At 39.1% G+C, this 14,749-nt stretch carries 17 protein-coding genes and 2 tRNA genes; 11 read left to right on the top strand and 8 right to left on the bottom strand.

What is annotated here, in order from left to right:
- Positions 1 to 2 precede the first annotated feature (2 nt).
- Positions 3 to 437 carry a copper resistance protein NlpE gene (locus H8796_RS18580; protein WP_008998265.1) on the bottom strand — a complete coding sequence of 145 codons (435 nt, stop codon included), beginning with the start codon at positions 435 to 437 and terminating at the stop codon, positions 3 to 5.
- A 144-nt stretch (positions 438 to 581) separates the two neighbouring features.
- On the opposite strand from H8796_RS18580, the gene H8796_RS18575 reads away from it, so the two are divergent.
- Positions 582 to 830 (top strand): hypothetical protein, encoded by a 249-nt coding sequence (locus H8796_RS18575; protein ID WP_004295894.1) that lies wholly within the window; start codon positions 582 to 584, stop codon positions 828 to 830.
- A gap of 104 nt (positions 831 to 934) precedes the next feature.
- Here H8796_RS18575 and H8796_RS18570 read toward each other — a convergent pair.
- The 4 genes from H8796_RS18570 to H8796_RS18555 form a co-directional block, all read right to left on the bottom strand.
- Positions 935 to 1,007: transfer RNA gene (locus H8796_RS18570), tRNA-Lys, on the bottom strand.
- Positions 1,008 to 1,039: 32 nt separating this feature from the next.
- A tRNA-Lys gene (locus H8796_RS18565) sits at positions 1,040 to 1,112 on the bottom strand.
- 89 nt (positions 1,113 to 1,201) lie between these two features.
- Complete coding sequence (locus tag H8796_RS18560) at positions 1,202 to 2,005, bottom strand: MBL fold metallo-hydrolase (protein ID WP_117937909.1); 804 nt, start codon at positions 2,003 to 2,005, stop codon at positions 1,202 to 1,204.
- Positions 2,006 to 2,087: 82 nt separating this feature from the next.
- A complete protein-coding gene (locus H8796_RS18555; protein ID WP_004295896.1) occupies positions 2,088 to 3,476 on the bottom strand; it encodes a peptide MFS transporter in 1,389 nt (462 codons plus the stop codon).
- Between the two features lie 97 nt (positions 3,477 to 3,573).
- Between H8796_RS18555 and H8796_RS18550 the strand changes: the two genes are divergently transcribed.
- The gene (locus H8796_RS18550) at positions 3,574 to 3,996 is read left to right on the top strand and encodes a BT0820 family HAD-type phosphatase (RefSeq protein WP_117937911.1); all 423 of its coding nucleotides are present in this window, start codon (positions 3,574 to 3,576) and stop codon (positions 3,994 to 3,996) included.
- Between the two features lie 166 nt (positions 3,997 to 4,162).
- Here H8796_RS18550 and uxaC read toward each other — a convergent pair whose 3' ends face one another.
- Complete coding sequence (gene uxaC / locus H8796_RS18545) at positions 4,163 to 5,569, bottom strand: glucuronate isomerase (protein ID WP_117937912.1); 1,407 nt, start codon at positions 5,567 to 5,569, stop codon at positions 4,163 to 4,165.
- Between the two features lie 198 nt (positions 5,570 to 5,767).
- Here uxaC and H8796_RS18540 point away from each other — a divergent pair, with 198 nt between their 5' ends.
- The 6 genes from H8796_RS18540 (at position 5,768) to H8796_RS18515 (ending at position 10,260) form a co-directional block, all read left to right on the top strand.
- The gene (locus tag H8796_RS18540; protein ID WP_004303151.1) at positions 5,768 to 6,835 is read left to right on the top strand and encodes a substrate-binding domain-containing protein; all 1,068 of its coding nucleotides are present in this window, start codon (positions 5,768 to 5,770) and stop codon (positions 6,833 to 6,835) included.
- A 26-nt stretch (positions 6,836 to 6,861) separates the two neighbouring features.
- Positions 6,862 to 8,301 (top strand): tagaturonate reductase, encoded by a 1,440-nt coding sequence (locus H8796_RS18535; RefSeq protein ID WP_117937914.1) that lies wholly within the window; start codon positions 6,862 to 6,864, stop codon positions 8,299 to 8,301.
- 345 nt (positions 8,302 to 8,646) lie between these two features.
- Entirely contained in the window at positions 8,647 to 9,084 is a 438-nt protein-coding gene (locus tag H8796_RS18530; RefSeq protein WP_233530415.1) for a hypothetical protein, read from the top strand.
- Between the two features lie 222 nt (positions 9,085 to 9,306).
- Positions 9,307 to 9,546: a DUF3791 domain-containing protein gene (locus tag H8796_RS18525; protein WP_008017560.1), complete on the top strand. Its 240-nt coding sequence runs from the start codon at positions 9,307 to 9,309 to the stop codon at positions 9,544 to 9,546.
- Entirely contained in the window at positions 9,516 to 10,034 is a 519-nt protein-coding gene (locus tag H8796_RS18520) for a DUF3990 domain-containing protein (protein WP_004315339.1), read from the top strand. Before H8796_RS18525 ends, H8796_RS18520 begins: the two co-directional genes overlap by 31 nt.
- Positions 10,009 to 10,260, top strand: a complete 252-nt coding sequence (locus H8796_RS18515; protein WP_044656573.1) for a hypothetical protein — start codon at positions 10,009 to 10,011, stop codon at positions 10,258 to 10,260. Before H8796_RS18520 ends, H8796_RS18515 begins: the two co-directional genes overlap by 26 nt.
- Before the next feature lie 2 nt (positions 10,261 to 10,262).
- Here the strand turns inward: H8796_RS18515 and H8796_RS18510 are convergent, their stop codons facing one another.
- Both H8796_RS18510 and H8796_RS18505 read right to left on the bottom strand, forming a co-directional pair.
- Positions 10,263 to 10,790 (bottom strand): FHA domain-containing protein, encoded by a 528-nt coding sequence (locus H8796_RS18510; protein WP_117937916.1) that lies wholly within the window; start codon positions 10,788 to 10,790, stop codon positions 10,263 to 10,265.
- An 18-nt stretch (positions 10,791 to 10,808) separates the two neighbouring features.
- Positions 10,809 to 11,894 (bottom strand): SPOR domain-containing protein, encoded by a 1,086-nt coding sequence (locus tag H8796_RS18505; RefSeq protein WP_117937918.1) that lies wholly within the window; start codon positions 11,892 to 11,894, stop codon positions 10,809 to 10,811.
- 90 nt (positions 11,895 to 11,984) lie between these two features.
- On the opposite strand from H8796_RS18505, the gene rfbC reads away from it, so the two are divergent.
- Genes rfbC through H8796_RS18490 form a run of 3 tightly spaced genes read left to right on the top strand, consistent with a single transcriptional unit; the run spans position 11,985 to position 14,707 of the window.
- Positions 11,985 to 12,533: a dTDP-4-dehydrorhamnose 3,5-epimerase gene (rfbC, locus tag H8796_RS18500; protein WP_004295903.1), complete on the top strand. Its 549-nt coding sequence runs from the start codon at positions 11,985 to 11,987 to the stop codon at positions 12,531 to 12,533.
- A 26-nt stretch (positions 12,534 to 12,559) separates the two neighbouring features.
- Complete coding sequence (locus H8796_RS18495) at positions 12,560 to 13,873, top strand: UDP-glucose/GDP-mannose dehydrogenase family protein (protein ID WP_004295904.1); 1,314 nt, start codon at positions 12,560 to 12,562, stop codon at positions 13,871 to 13,873.
- Between the two features lie 36 nt (positions 13,874 to 13,909).
- On the top strand, positions 13,910 to 14,707 hold the full coding sequence (locus H8796_RS18490) for a DUF4738 domain-containing protein (protein ID WP_004295905.1): 798 nt from the start codon (positions 13,910 to 13,912) through the stop codon (positions 14,705 to 14,707).
- Positions 14,708 to 14,749 lie beyond the last annotated feature (42 nt).

Raw genomic sequence — 14,749 nt, 5'->3', positions numbered from 1 at the left:
CCTTATTCTTTATTTAAAACATAATGGTCTGCAAGTTCTCCGGTTATTTCTTGTTTATCCATTGTTAGTTTGCGTAAATGATTTTCTCCTACTTTATAATAAGAAAGTTCTCCGCCTTCTTCTTTAAGAGTCAACAGGTTGTCTTTTAAAGTATATGTACCTTTTTCGTCAAATGAGCTGTCTCTATCGATATATACGGAATGGAGGCTGAATGTTTTGTCCGGATTTAATGTCAGGGTTGTTTCAATGCCCGGACAATCGGCAGCGGGGAAAACTCCTTTATAAGTTCCTTCGTAATCAAGTGAATTTTCCGCATTATGGATATCAGTTACTTCGATTGAGGTACTGTCTGCACCGGCACTCTTGTTTGTTTTCGCGCTATTGTTGCATGCTGCCAAAAGAGCACATGAACATACTAAAATGAAAATTTTCTTCATAATTATTGCTTCTATTAGTTAGTCTAATTGAGTATATTGGACGTAAAGGTATAAATTTAAAATGGAATCTTTATAGTAAAAAGAAACGAACAACTTTATTTATGAATAAATAAACTTTGTATCTTTGCGGAAAATTCTAAAGATATGGCACAACATACTTATGACAATGAAGCTGTTCAGGAATTATTGAACTGGGCAAAAAAGATGATTGAGACAAAGAATTATCCAACAGAAAGATATCAGGTCAATAAATGTACTACCATTATTGATGGTAAATCGTATTTGGAATCTTTGATTGCAATGATTTCCAGAAACTGGGAAAATCCGACTTTTCATCCTACTATTGAGCAATTATGGGAGTTTAGGGAAAAGTGGGAAAATAAAGAAGCGTAGTAAATTGTGATTTGTTTTTTTATTCCTACAGCTGAACTGTAACAACAAAAAAGGCTCTTAACAAAAAAGGAGAACCTTTTAAGTTCTCCTTTTAATAATCTTAGTACACCCTCAGGGACTCGAACCCTGGACCCATTGATTAAGAGTCAATTGCTCTACCAGCTGAGCTAAGAGTGCAACATTTTATTTTTATTGCAACGTTGAATTTGTACACCCTCAGGGATTCGAACCCTGGACCCACTGATTAAGAGTCAGTTGCTCTACCAACTGAGCTAAGAGTGCTTAATTCCTCGTTTGCGGTTGCAAAAGTAGGTCTTTTATTTTATTTGACCAAACAATCATGCAGCTTTTTTACTATCTTTTTTTCGTCTTTATTCGAACACATAAAGCTCGGAAGGCGTATTTCGCTTTAAAGCAAGTAGTTGCACATCTTTGCCTACAATAACACCTTTGTTCTTTAATTTCCATTCCACCGTTTTATAAGCCAGCTCCGGGTGATTATTGTCTTTACTTAAATGGCATAACCAGATATATCGCAAATGTTCAGTGATATTTTCCGCCAGAAACTCTGCAGTATCAGAGTTACTCATGTGTCCGGTTTTACTTGCAATCCGTTCTTTCAGATATTGAGGATAAGGCCCCATTTTGAGCATTTCCTCATCGTAGTTGGCTTCAAGTATCAGATAATGGGCTTTACTGATATAATGAGCAGCTGTAGGAGTAATCTCTCCAAGGTCGGTTAAGAAAGAAAAGACTTTGCCATCAATTTCAATGCAATACCCCACATTGTCCGTTCCATCGTGTGGCACTTCAAAAGATTCGATGTGAAAATCTTCCAGCGTCATAGGCTCTTGCTTTTCCAGATAACGAACTGACGAGCTAAGTTTCTCCGTCATACAATAGTTACGATTGATTCCAGCATGAATACGTGCGGTTGTATAAACAGGAATATTCATTTTTTCTCCCAGATTACCCACTGCTTTAATATGGTCAGCATGATCGTGCGTTATAAATACCGCACGAATACTATCCATCAAGATATTATAATCTTTCAGTGATTTTTTGATAGTACGTATGCCGATTCCGGCATCTATCAGTATCCCATAGGTTTCAGTGCCCAGATAATAACAGTTCCCACTACTGCCACTCGCCAGGCTTATAAATTTTACTTTCATGTTTTATCCTCTTTATTAAAATGCAAAATGCCGTCAACTTTTACAGCAAAGTGACGGCAAATATACATAAAAAAGCAGAGAATTACCGAGAAGCCTCCTTCTTTTTGTCGATGGATTCGGTGATTTTTGCAAATAATAGTAGCGCTACAGCGGCAATCAGGCCTATAGCAGCAAAGTAATACCATATATAATGGGCATTTCCACTAGCTGCCTCCCATGCTTCCCGCGTCTCGAACAAAGCCGGATCCGGACAATATTTAGTGAGCAGAATTCCCGCCAGACCAAAACCGAAAATGGAAGAAAGGAATGAATGCAAATGACTGAATCCTAAATACATTCCTTCTTCTCCTTTAGGAGCCTGTAAAGAGAAATATTCCAGATAACGCGGTGAAATGAAACATTCGGCAAGCGCCTGCACAACTATACCCGCAATCATCATCAGAGTAATATTACTCATACCTGTAATAAGATCATTACCCAACAAATTTCCACATGCCATCAGTAATGCCGAAATAGGAATCAAAAACATTCCCACATTCATCGAAGTAATCGCACTGCGTTTGGCCATCAAACGGGTGATAAAACTAACGCAGCAAACCACCACAAACGGATTCACATTGGCAATCCAACCCGGTTTTGCCGTCTCGCCAGCCATACGAATCACATATTTAGGCATAGTGGCATAAAGCTGCTGCTGCACCATCCAGAAACCAGTAACAATCAAAATAAGAATCAATAAACGCCAGTTTGTGATGATTCGCATAAATCCCTGTCCAATCTCATGGAGACTTTTTCCTTCACCTGCCGTATGCGTCGATTTATAAAGAAGAATAACAGCAAGTAAAGCAACTATTGTCATCGCACCGGAGAAATAATTAATATAGATATACGCTTGTTCACCAATGACATTACGCAAAGGATCAATAATCGTTTTACCGGTGAAAGCACCCACATTTACCATCATATAAAATATGGAATAACCACGGGCACGGGTTGCTTCCGTTGTTTCTTTAGCCACAGAAGCGGAGATAATGGACTTAATGAAAGAACCTCCCACCATAAGCACAAACAAAACCGGCACGATGATCCACCGGGTATAGCTATCAGGCAAACCATTAAATTGAGTAGTGGCACCATAACTAACCAAACCGGCAGCTTCCAGTAAAGTGGGCAGTACACCCAACCCTAAATATCCGATGGATAATAAGGAAAATGCTATAATCATTGATTTCCGGAAACCGATCTTGTCAGCATAAGCACCGGAAAAAATAGGAAGCAGATACAATCCACCGGAAAAAAGCCCGGAAATCATACTTGCTTCGAAATCATTAAAACCTAAAATGGAAGATAGATAAATAGTGAGAACGATAAAAACGGCATAATATGCCATACGCTCAAACAGTTCGACTGTGTTGCTGACCCAAAAAGCTCTCGTAAAGCCTTTAGCAGCACGCTGAGGGGAATTGTTCATGTATTTATATTTTTATTAAAATGTTAATTTGAGACAAAGATACGTTTTTTTTGGCTTACTGTCCGTATCTTTGTTCCAAATTAGGTAATTAAAAACTATGATTATAGCTGTTGATTTTGACGGAACGATTGTAGAACATCGTTATCCACGCATTGGTGAGGAGATTCCATTCGCTGTTGACACATTGAAGTTATTGCAACAAGAAAAGCATCGTTTAATACTGTGGAGTGTGCGTGAAGGAGCACTTCTGGACGAGGCTGTCGAATGGTGTAAAGCCAGAGGTTTAGAATTTTATGCCGTTAATAAGGATTATCCTGAAGAGCAGAAAGGCCATCAGGGATTCTCTCGAAAGTTGAAAGCCGACATGTTCATTGACGATCGAAATCTGGGTGGTTTACCGGACTGGGGAGTCATTTACGAAATGATTAAAGAGAAAAAGACGTTTGCAGATATCTATAGCCAAAGCGGAGAAGAAGAAAAAACATCCCTGAAAAAGAAGAAAAGATGGCTGCCTTTCTAAAAAGCTGATAAATCTCAAACTAATAAATAAAAATGCACTCTTATCTGGCATGATTAGAGTGCATTTCTATATTCATAAATGATTTATCATTCAACATTAAAAATACCGCTACTCAAAGCTATATTCGACTTTGGTAGCGGTATTTTTATAGTGTAACTACTATTTATTAGAACTTGAAGAAGTTCTTGGCATTGTTGTAGCTGATATCTTCAATCATTTGGTTTACACGATCCATTTCAGATGCCGGAATTTCTCCGTTTTCTACGTCACGCCCTACCAGGTTACACAATGTACGGCGGAAATATTCATGACGCGGGTAGGATAGGAAGGAACGGGAGTCTGTCAACATACCTACGAAGCGGCTCAAAAGACCGAGCACTGACAAAGCATTCATTTGTTTTTCCATACCATCCTTTTGATCGAGGAACCACCATCCGGAACCAAATTGGATTTTTCCCGGGATAGAACCATCCTGGAAGTTACCCAGCATTGTTGCAATCACTTCGTTGGCGCATGGGTTCAAGTTGTAGAGGATTGTTTTAGTTAATTTGCCATTAGTGTTCAGGCGATCAAGGAATTTAGCCATTGCTTTGGCGGTTGTAAATTCACCGATAGAATCGAAGCCTGTATCAGCACCCAGTAATTTAAACATCTTCGTGTTATTGTTACGAATAGCGCCGTAATGGAATTGTTGAGTCCATCCTTTTTCCCAGTCCATTTCACCGAAAATCACAAGCATTGCCGATTTGAATTTCAGAATTTCTTCTTTGGTCAATTCTGCGCCACCATATACCTTATTAAAGATGGCTTTGATTTCAGCATCTGTATAATCTTCTGCGTAGAATTCTTCAATACCGTGGTCAGACAGACGGCAGCCTTGTTCTGCGAAGAAGTCATGACGTTTGCGCAAAGCAGCGATCATATCATCAAAGTTGGAGATGGTAACACCACTTACCTCTGCTAGTTTTTCTACATAACTGCGGAAATCTGCAGGGACTTCTACAGCCATAGCCTTATCAGGACGCCATGTTGGTAACATCTTGATTTCAAATCCGCTTTCGCGTGTTTTGATATGATATTCCAATGAATCGATAGGATCATCCGTTGTGCAAACGGCTTCTACATGATAATGACGCATCATTCCACGAGCTGAATATTCGGGTTGAGACAGTTTCTCGTTACATTCATCGTAAATTTCACGTGCGGTTTGTGGATTCAATATTTTATTGATACCAAATGCCGTTTTCAGTTCGAGGTGAGTCCAGTGGTACAATGGGTTGCGGAAAGTGTAAGGTACTGTTTCCGCCCATTTTTCAAATTTTTCCCAGTCTGTGGTATCTTTTCCCGTACAGAAACGTTCGTCTACACCGTTTGTACGCATTGCACGCCATTTGTAGTGGTCACCGCCCAACCAGATTTCAGTCAGTGATTTAAACTTGTAGTCGTCAGCTACCATTTGAGGGATAAGGTGACAGTGATAGTCGATGATCGGCATTTTAGCCGCATGCTCGTGATACAACTTTTGCGCAGTTTCTGTTTGCAGCAAGAAGTTTTCGTCCATGAAGTTCTTCATTATTACTGTGTTTTAAGTATATAAAATTATTACTTTCTGTATTTATACCTATATAGTATTGATTTTAAAGCTAATAGGCGTAAATCTTGTTTTAGTTTTATTAACCGTTATCGAACACAAAAATAGAAAATTTACTTGGAGTAACAAAATAATTCGTATATTTGCAGCGATTATTTATAATATTTAAGTTTTAGCACTATGGAGGACCAGAACTATACCATTAAAGACATTGCCCGTATGGCCGGTGTTTCCGCCGGAACGGTTGACAGGGTGTTGCACAATCGCGGTGATGTGTCTCCCAAAAGCAAAGCCAAAGTACAAAAGGTGTTGGATGAGATTCATTATCAGCCCAATGTGTTTGCTATCGGTTTGGCTGCTAAAAAGAAATATTCTTTCCTCTGTTTGATACCTTATTATATAGAACATGATTATTGGCATTCGGTAGTAGGGGGGATTGAGCGTGCCCGGCAAGAGTTGCGTCCTTTTAATGTGAGTATAGATTATCTGTGCTATCACCATGGGGATGAGAAGAGTTATCAGGAAGCCTGCCTTTCCATAAAAGAAAAGAATGTGGATGCGGTATTGATTTCTCCGAATTTCCGGGAAGAGACACTGGCGTTGACAGCTTATTTACAGGAAAATAAGATTGCTTATGCTTTTGTCGATTTCAATATGGAAGAAGCGAAAGCATTGACATATATCGGGCAGGATTCATATAAGAGCGGATATATCGCAGCGAAAATATTGATGCGCAATTATTCGGCAGGAGAAGGCCAGGAGTTGGTTTTGTTTTTAAGTAACAATAAAGATAATCCGGCTGAAATACAGATGCAACGCCGTTTGGATGGTTTTATGAGTTACATTGCCGAAGAATATAATAACTTGGTAATCCATGAGGTAGTACTTAATAAATCCGATCAGGAAAGTAACCAACAGACATTGGATGAGTTTTTTCAGGCACATCCGAAGGCTTTACTGGGAGTTGTATTTAATTCCAGAGTGTATCAGTTGGGAGAGTATCTTCGTCATGCGGGACGTAGCATGAAAGGACTGATAGGATATGACCTTCTGAAAGCAAACGTAGATTTATTAAAATCCGGTGATGTGCATTATTTAATCGGGCAACGTCCGGGTTTGCAAGGATATTGTGGGGTGAAGGCTTTGTGCGATCATGTCGTGTTTAAGAAGTCTGTTGAACCTGTAAAATACATGCCTATTGATATCCTGATAAAGGAAAACATTGATTTTTATTTTGAATTTGTATAATATCAACTTTATAAATTACAACTAACATGAAAGCATTAAACAAAGAAACTGCTCCTAAAACACAACGTCCGGAGCGTATTATCCAATTTGGCGAAGGTAACTTTTTGCGTGCATTTGTAGATTGGATTATTTATAACATGAACCAGAAAGCTGATTTCAACAGCAGTGTAGTAGTGGTTCAACCGATTGATAAAGGGATGGTCGATATGCTGAATGCACAAGATGATCTTTATCATGTAAACCTTCAAGGATTGGATAAAGGAGAGGCAGTTAACAGCTTGACAATGATTGATGTAATCAGCCGCGCTTTAAACCCATATACTCAAAATGACGAGTTTATGAAGTTGGCAGAGCAACCTGAAATGCGTTTTGTTATTTCAAACACTACAGAGGCTGGTATTGCTTTTGATCCGGCCTGTAAACTTGAAGATGCTCCTGCTTCATCTTATCCGGGTAAGCTGACTCAATTACTCTATCATCGTTTTAAAACATTCAATGGTGATAAGACAAAAGGTTTGATTATTTTCCCTTGCGAGCTTATTTTCCTGAATGGTCATAAGTTGAAAGAAACAATTTATCAATATATTGAATTGTGGGACCTGGGAAACGAGTTTAAAACTTGGTTTGAAGAAGCTTGTGGTGTATATGCAACATTGGTAGACCGTATTGTTCCGGGATTCCCGCGCAAGGATATTGCTGCTATCAAAGAAAAACTGCAATATGATGATAATCTGGTTGTTCAGGCTGAAATTTTCCATTTGTGGGTGATTGAAGCTCCGCAGGAAGTTGCAAAAGAGTTCCCGGCTGACAAGGCAGGCTTGAATGTATTGTTTGTACCGTCAGAAGCTCCTTATCACGAACGTAAGGTTACTTTGCTGAATGGCCCGCATACAGTTCTTTCTCCGGTTGCTTATCTCTCGGGAGTGAATATTGTGCGTGATGCTTGCCAGCACGAAGTGATTGGTAAATATATTCACAAGGTAATGTTTGACGAACTGATGGAAACTTTGAACTTGCCGAAGGATGAGTTGGAGAAATTTGCAAATGATGTATTGGAACGCTTCAACAATCCGTTCGTGGATCATGCAGTAACCAGTATCATGCTGAATTCTTTCCCTAAATACGAAACTCGTGATTTGCCGGGATTGAAGACTTATCTGGAACGTAAAGGTGAACTTCCTAAAGGACTGGTGCTTGGATTAGCTGCTATCATTACTTATTATAAAGGTGGTGTACGTGCTGATGGTGCTGAAATTGTTCCGAATGATGCTCCTGAAATCATGAACCTGCTGAAAGAACTTTGGGCAACAGGTTGCACAAAGAAAGTTGCCGAAGGTGTTCTGGCTGCAGATTTTATCTGGGGAGAAGATTTGAATAAGATCCCGGGATTGACAGAAGCCGTAAAAGCTGATTTGGATTCTATCCAGGAAAAAGGAATGCTTGAGACCGTTAAAGGTATTCTGTAAGATATAAGATATAACCTAAGGTTGGTAAAAGTAGAGGGCATTTTGGTAGAGTATACAACTATCAAAAGGCACTGTCCACGATTTTGTGTAAATAGAAAACTAGAGGATTCGAGTTTTATACTTGAATCCTGTTTTCAAATATAGTAGCAAGCTGCATATGACAAGGCTGTTGAAGCCTACCAGTTCCATGTACAACGTTATCACACATGGGTTAACTATTACGCCATTTTTGTTGGTGCTTTGTTTGTGGCATTTTATAACATTATACCGCAATCAGAAAATGTTCAATACAGTCCTTGCAGTGGAACTATTTTTTCATTTTTAGATAGTATATGGCTACCACTTTTGATTATTACCTTAGGATGGCTTGCTTCTATGTGTTGGCTGGCTAGTATTATTGGGCATTATGAATGGATGAAGAGTTGGACACGAATCGTGAAAAAGAGAGAGGTTGATTTCTTTGAAACAACTTCAAGTCAACCATCCAATATCTCACCGGCTTCATCTGAAATATTTGTATATGGAAAAGTAATGAGAGAACCGGATAGAAGTGTACCTAATAATATGCTGCCCAAGTTTATCTCAACTCAAAAAGTAACTCAATGGTTTGTATGGAGTGTTATTTTAATGTGGATAGCAAGCTCTGTTTTTCTTTGGAGATTTGTAGACTATTATTGGTGGATTCCCTCTTTCGGTTATTCACTTCTTACGGCTATAATTGGATATTGCCTTTATGGGAAAGCTCATAAATTGTATTCTTCGGAACATCTGGATATAGCTTGAACATAAAACAATGAAAAAAGGATAGGAATATTACCAATATGTAGATTCCTATCCTTTTTTATTTCTGTTCATATTAGTAATGCCATTTAATATGAACTAGAATTGTGCTTCCTACGGATCGAATGATTCAAAAACAATAAAAAGAAGATTAAACTTTATCTGTTTCCAGATATATTCATTAACTTTGTAATTAGCTCAAATTAGCTTTATACAGGATTTAATATGGAAAATCTGATTGAATTATCACATACTGAAGTGACATTAGCATTTGTAGCGTCCTGCATTGAAAGTACGGCACGCCGATTAGGTAAATCATATCAAGAAGTTTTTACCCGCATGAAGCGTGTAGGCATGATTGAGAATTACATCTTGCCTTGCTATGATGTATTACATACCGAGAGTCGCGAGCATGTGACTGATAATATGATAGAATGTCTGACAACTTGGGAGGCAAAACGATGAAAATAACAGTATATCATGGAGGAACGGAACGAGTTGATGTTCCTATTTGTCGTTTAGGAAGGGAGAATCTTGATTTTGGTCGTGGATTCTATGTTACAGACATCAAAGAGCAGGCTTGTCGTTGGGCTATTGCAACGGCTAAGCGACGCAACACCCAAGCCATTATTAATATTTACCAACTTGATAGAGAACTTGTTTTGGAAAAGGCTCGTTGTAAGGTGTTCAAAGCTTACGATTCGGAATGGTTGGAATTTATTGTAGCCAGTCGTCGTGGACTGAATCCAGCGGCAAATTATGATTATATAGAGGGAGGTGTCGCGAATGACCGGGTAATTGATACGGTAAATTTATATATGTCTGGTTTGATGAGTGCTGATGTAGCATTACAGCGTCTTGCTCAACACCAACCAAATAATCAGATTTGTTTGTTAAACCAAAATATTACGGATAAATACCTTATTTATGATGGAACAGAACTGGCAGAATGATCCTGTAAAGTCTCCTGAAATTCAAGAGATAATATTAAGTAATCGTATCGGTGTCATTGCTGCCGAACTTTCAAAACGCTTGGAAATTGCTCCAGTCAGAGCATTGCAATTGTTTTATGAAAGTAAGACTTGCGCTGACTTGCATGACAAGGAAACAGGGCTTTATCTTTATGGTAATCTCTATATCGCTGATGAATTCATGCGAGAGTATCAAAATAAGTTATAAGTTCATTCAGCCGTATGCAAAATAAATGTGGTAGCTCCAATTGTCACAATAGCGCCATCTTCAATACGTACACGGTCTTTATCTCCCAGAATTTCATTCATAAGGAAAGTACCTGTGAGACTAGGAGCATCTCGTAATGTGTAGACTAGCTTTCCTTGCTTATTACGCTTTATATTAATGATGCAATGGCGTCGATCCATGCTCATATCACCACTTTCAATGGGAGTATTAATGTTTGTTCCTACGCAACGGCGGCCTATGACATTGTCACCTTCTTGCAAGGGAAGTAACTGTTTAAAACCAAATACATTTTCGATTACAGTGATATATCCGAACTCTTCTTTATGAGATTCAGCTTCTTCTTCCAGGTTTTCTTCCTTTCTAAGAGCCTTAACTTTACTTTTTCCTAGCCGGATACTGAATTGCTTGCCACAATGTTCGCATTCAAATACCAGTGATTGGCCTTCACTATACTTGGTTTCATCAAAATAAAGATAATTCTCACATTTAGGACAAAGAACTCGTTTCATGCTTTTTAAAAGGGATTTTTATTTAGCCAGTAACCAGGCATTCTTATAAGTTTCGTTTTTTCTTAGCTCAAGTAATTGCTTGGTCGCTTCATCACGGTTGTTGAATGAACTGATACTGACACGTACTTTGCCATCAGTGCTCAAAGCTTTTGCATCTGCAAATCCTTTTGATTTTAATTGGTTCGCAATAGCTTCTGCATCTTTCAGGCTGATTCCTCCTGCCACAATGATATGAAAAGGATGATTTGCACTTTCTTGAGATTTCACCGCAGGAGCAGGAGCCGCTGTTTCCTGTTTTACCACTTTCACTTCTCTTACTGCGATCGGTTTGGAAGTCTTGGCTTTATCCGTTGTATGCTTTTTAGCAGATGAAGTTTTGGTTGAAGCGGAAGAAGCAGAAAGCTTCTTTGCTTGTTGCGCAGCATCGTTCTTAACATAAACAGGAGTTACTGCAACTGATTGCTTTTCTATTTGCTCAAAAAGCTCGCTGGGCAATAACTGTGCATAATTGTTCTTTTGAACGTCGGTATTCTCTACCGGAGTTGAAAAGGCAAAGAACAGTACGATGGCAGCAATCATTGCTGCAGCATTGCGGAGATACGCGCGGTTGATACTAATTTCAAAAGTCTTCTTTTCCTTTTCCTGATAAGTCGGTACCAATACTTTTTCTTTCTGCTGCAGAGCCGAAAGTTCATGTATTTCAAAAGAGTCGAGACCATACAATGAAGGAGTTGTTATCTTATAATCATAAGGAACGAACTCGTAGTTACCATAAATGTTATAATGAATCTCACCTATATTATCCAGATGGGCTTTCCCTTCCTCATGAAGGAGACCGATAAATTCGTTTACTTCTTTTTCTACTATACGGCTGGCGTCAGCAAAACTTGTGTCGTATGCTGACATATAAGATTGCACCAGTACGCCGTCATTCAGTTTTAATTGAGGATTAAAACCGATTATACGGGTAGGAGGTAAAAATATATTTTCTTCCTTTACGCGGGTTGCGGGCGAATAATGTGCTACAAAACCACCAAATCCCGGAACAATGACGCAGTCGTTTTCCAGTAGTAAAGTCTCTATATGTTGTGCCAATTCAATCATGTCTGCAAAATTAAGAGATAAATTGAATATATCCCAGAAAACTTCGAAAAATTCACTACTTTTGCATCGTTTTATTTATCACTATCAATAATGAACTATATACAGACAGAAATAGACGGAGTATGGCTGATCGAGCCTAGAGTTTTCTCCGATGAACGGGGCTATTTTATGGAAGCCTATAAGAAAGAAGAGTTTGAAGCCAATATTGGTCCCGTAAACTTTATACAGGACAACGAGTCGAAATCATCTTTTGGTGTATTGCGTGGATTGCACTATCAAAAAGGAGAACATAGTCAGGCGAAACTGGTTCGTGTTCTTAAAGGAGAAGTGCTCGACGTTGCCGTTGATTTGCGTAAATCATCGCCTACGTTTGGAAAGCATGTTTGTGTATTGCTTAGTGAAGAAAACAAGAGACAATTTTTTATTCCCCGTGGTTTTGCTCATGGCTTTGCTGTCTTGAGTGAAGAAGCTGTTTTTACATATAAGGTAGATAACAAGTATGCTCCGCAGGCAGAAGCCTCTATTTTATATAATGACGAAGCATTGGGGATCGACTGGCCGTTGGCAGAGTCGCAAATGTTATTATCTGCGAAAGACAGAGAGGGAACTGCTTTCAAGGACGCCGTTTATTTTGAATGAATTTCTAAACAAACAATAGATTAAGTATGAAAATTGCAATCGTGGGAACAGGGTATGTGGGTCTGGTGTCAGGCACATGTTTTGCCGAAATTGGCGTGAATGTAACGTGCGTAGACACGAACAAAGAGAAAATCGAATCTTTGCAAAAGGGGAACATTCCAATTTATGAAAATGGATTGGAAGAGATGGTACTCCGTAATATGAAAGCAAAGCGATTGAAGTTTACTACCTCATTGGAAAGTTGTCTGGATGAAGTGGAAGTTATATTCAGTGCAGTTGGAACTCCTCCGGATGAAGATGGCAGCGCTGATTTGAAATACGTATTGGAGGTGGCCCGTACCATTGGTCGCAATATGAAACAGTATAAATTGGTAGTTACCAAAAGTACCGTTCCGGTAGGCACTGCCAGTAAGGTTCGTGCGGTTATTCAGGAAGAACTGGATAAGAGAGGCGTGACGGTTGATTTTGATGTGGCTTCTAATCCGGAATTCCTTAAAGAAGGAAATGCTATCAGTGACTTTATGAGCCCGGACCGCGTGGTAGTGGGAGTGGAGTCGGCACGTGCGGAGAAATTGATGTCCAAACTATATAAACCATTCTTATTGAATAATTTCCGTGTGATTTTCATGGATATTCCGTCTGCGGAAATGACTAAATATGCGGCAAATTCGATGCTGGCAACCCGTATAAGCTTTATGAATGATATTGCAAACTTGTGCGAGATTGTTGGTGCGGATGTGAATATGGTGCGTAGTGGGATAGGTTCGGATACTCGTATCGGACGTAAGTTTCTGTACCCGGGTATCGGATATGGTGGTTCCTGCTTCCCCAAAGATGTGAAGGCATTGATTAAAACAGCAGAACAGAATGGTTATACCATGCGGGTACTTACGGCTGTGGAAGAAGTGAATGAGAACCAAAAAAGCGTCTTGTTCGAAAAGTTAATGAAACAGTTTAATGGTGATTTGCAGGGTAAGACTGTTGCTTTGTGGGGATTGGCATTTAAACCGGAAACGGATGATATGCGTGAGGCTCCGGCATTAGTCCTGATCGATAAATTGCTGAAAGCAGGTTGTAAAGTACGCGCATACGATCCGGCTGCCGTGCAAGAATGTAAGCGCAGGATTGGTGATACTATCTATTATGCTTGCGATATGTATGATGCCGTACTGGATGCTGATGTGTTGATGTTGGTTACCGAATGGAAAGAATTCCGTCTGCCTTCATGGGCCGTTATCAAGAAAACGATGTCCCGGCAGATTGTGTTGGACGGACGTAATATATATGATAAAAAAGAGATGGAAGAACTCGGATTTATTTATCACTGTATTGGTAAATAAAAAAATAAGAGTATCTTTATATAAAAACTAAAATAGATGATGAAAAATGTGGCTGTATCGTTAATGGCAATCTTTTTCGCGGCATGTAGCGGCAATAAGAGTCCCCATTCTCTTCAACAAGAGAAAGAGGATCTTAGTGCAAAAGGACTACTGCAGGGAATTTGGCTGGACGATGAAACGGAGAGCCCGTTGATGCGTGTAGAAGGAGATACTATCTACTATGCAGATGTACAAAGTACTCCCATTGCATTTAAAATAATACGGGATACTCTTTATACTTATGGAAATGATACTACTTATTACAAGATTGATAAGCAGGCAGAACATATATTCTGGTTTCATTCCATAACGGATGATGTAATTAAGTTGCATAAATCCGAAGATGCCAATGATTCAATCTATTTTGTCCGTCAGGAATTAGTCATTCCGGCATATACGGAAGTAACCAAACGCGATAGTGTAGTGACCTATAATGGCACTCGCTATCGCGCATACGTATATATTAATCCTTCTAAAATGAGAGTCATCAAGACGACTTATTCCGAAGACGGGATTAGCATGGATAATGTATACTATGATAATGTGATGCACATTTGTGTGTATGAAGGTAAAAAGAGCCTGTTTGCCAGCGATGTTACCAAACAGATGTTTGACAAAGTACTTCCTGTCGATTTTCTGGAGCAATCCATCCTGTCAGATACAAAGTTTATGAAAGTAGACCGGAACGGTTTTCATTATCAAGCTGTCCTGGCCATTCCGGAAACTTCCATATATAGCATTGTAAATATGGAAGTAAGTTTTAAAGGAGATTTGACTATCACTTCATCCAAATAAAAAAGCACCATACATTCAGATCGTATAGTGCCGGATTAAAAA

It is taken from the genome of Bacteroides sp. M10 (assembly GCF_014334015.1).
GTDB classification, from domain to species: domain Bacteria; phylum Bacteroidota; class Bacteroidia; order Bacteroidales; family Bacteroidaceae; genus Bacteroides; species Bacteroides intestinigallinarum.
Note: the sequence above shows the minus strand (reverse complement) of the source record. Positions and strands in the feature narration are given on the sequence as shown.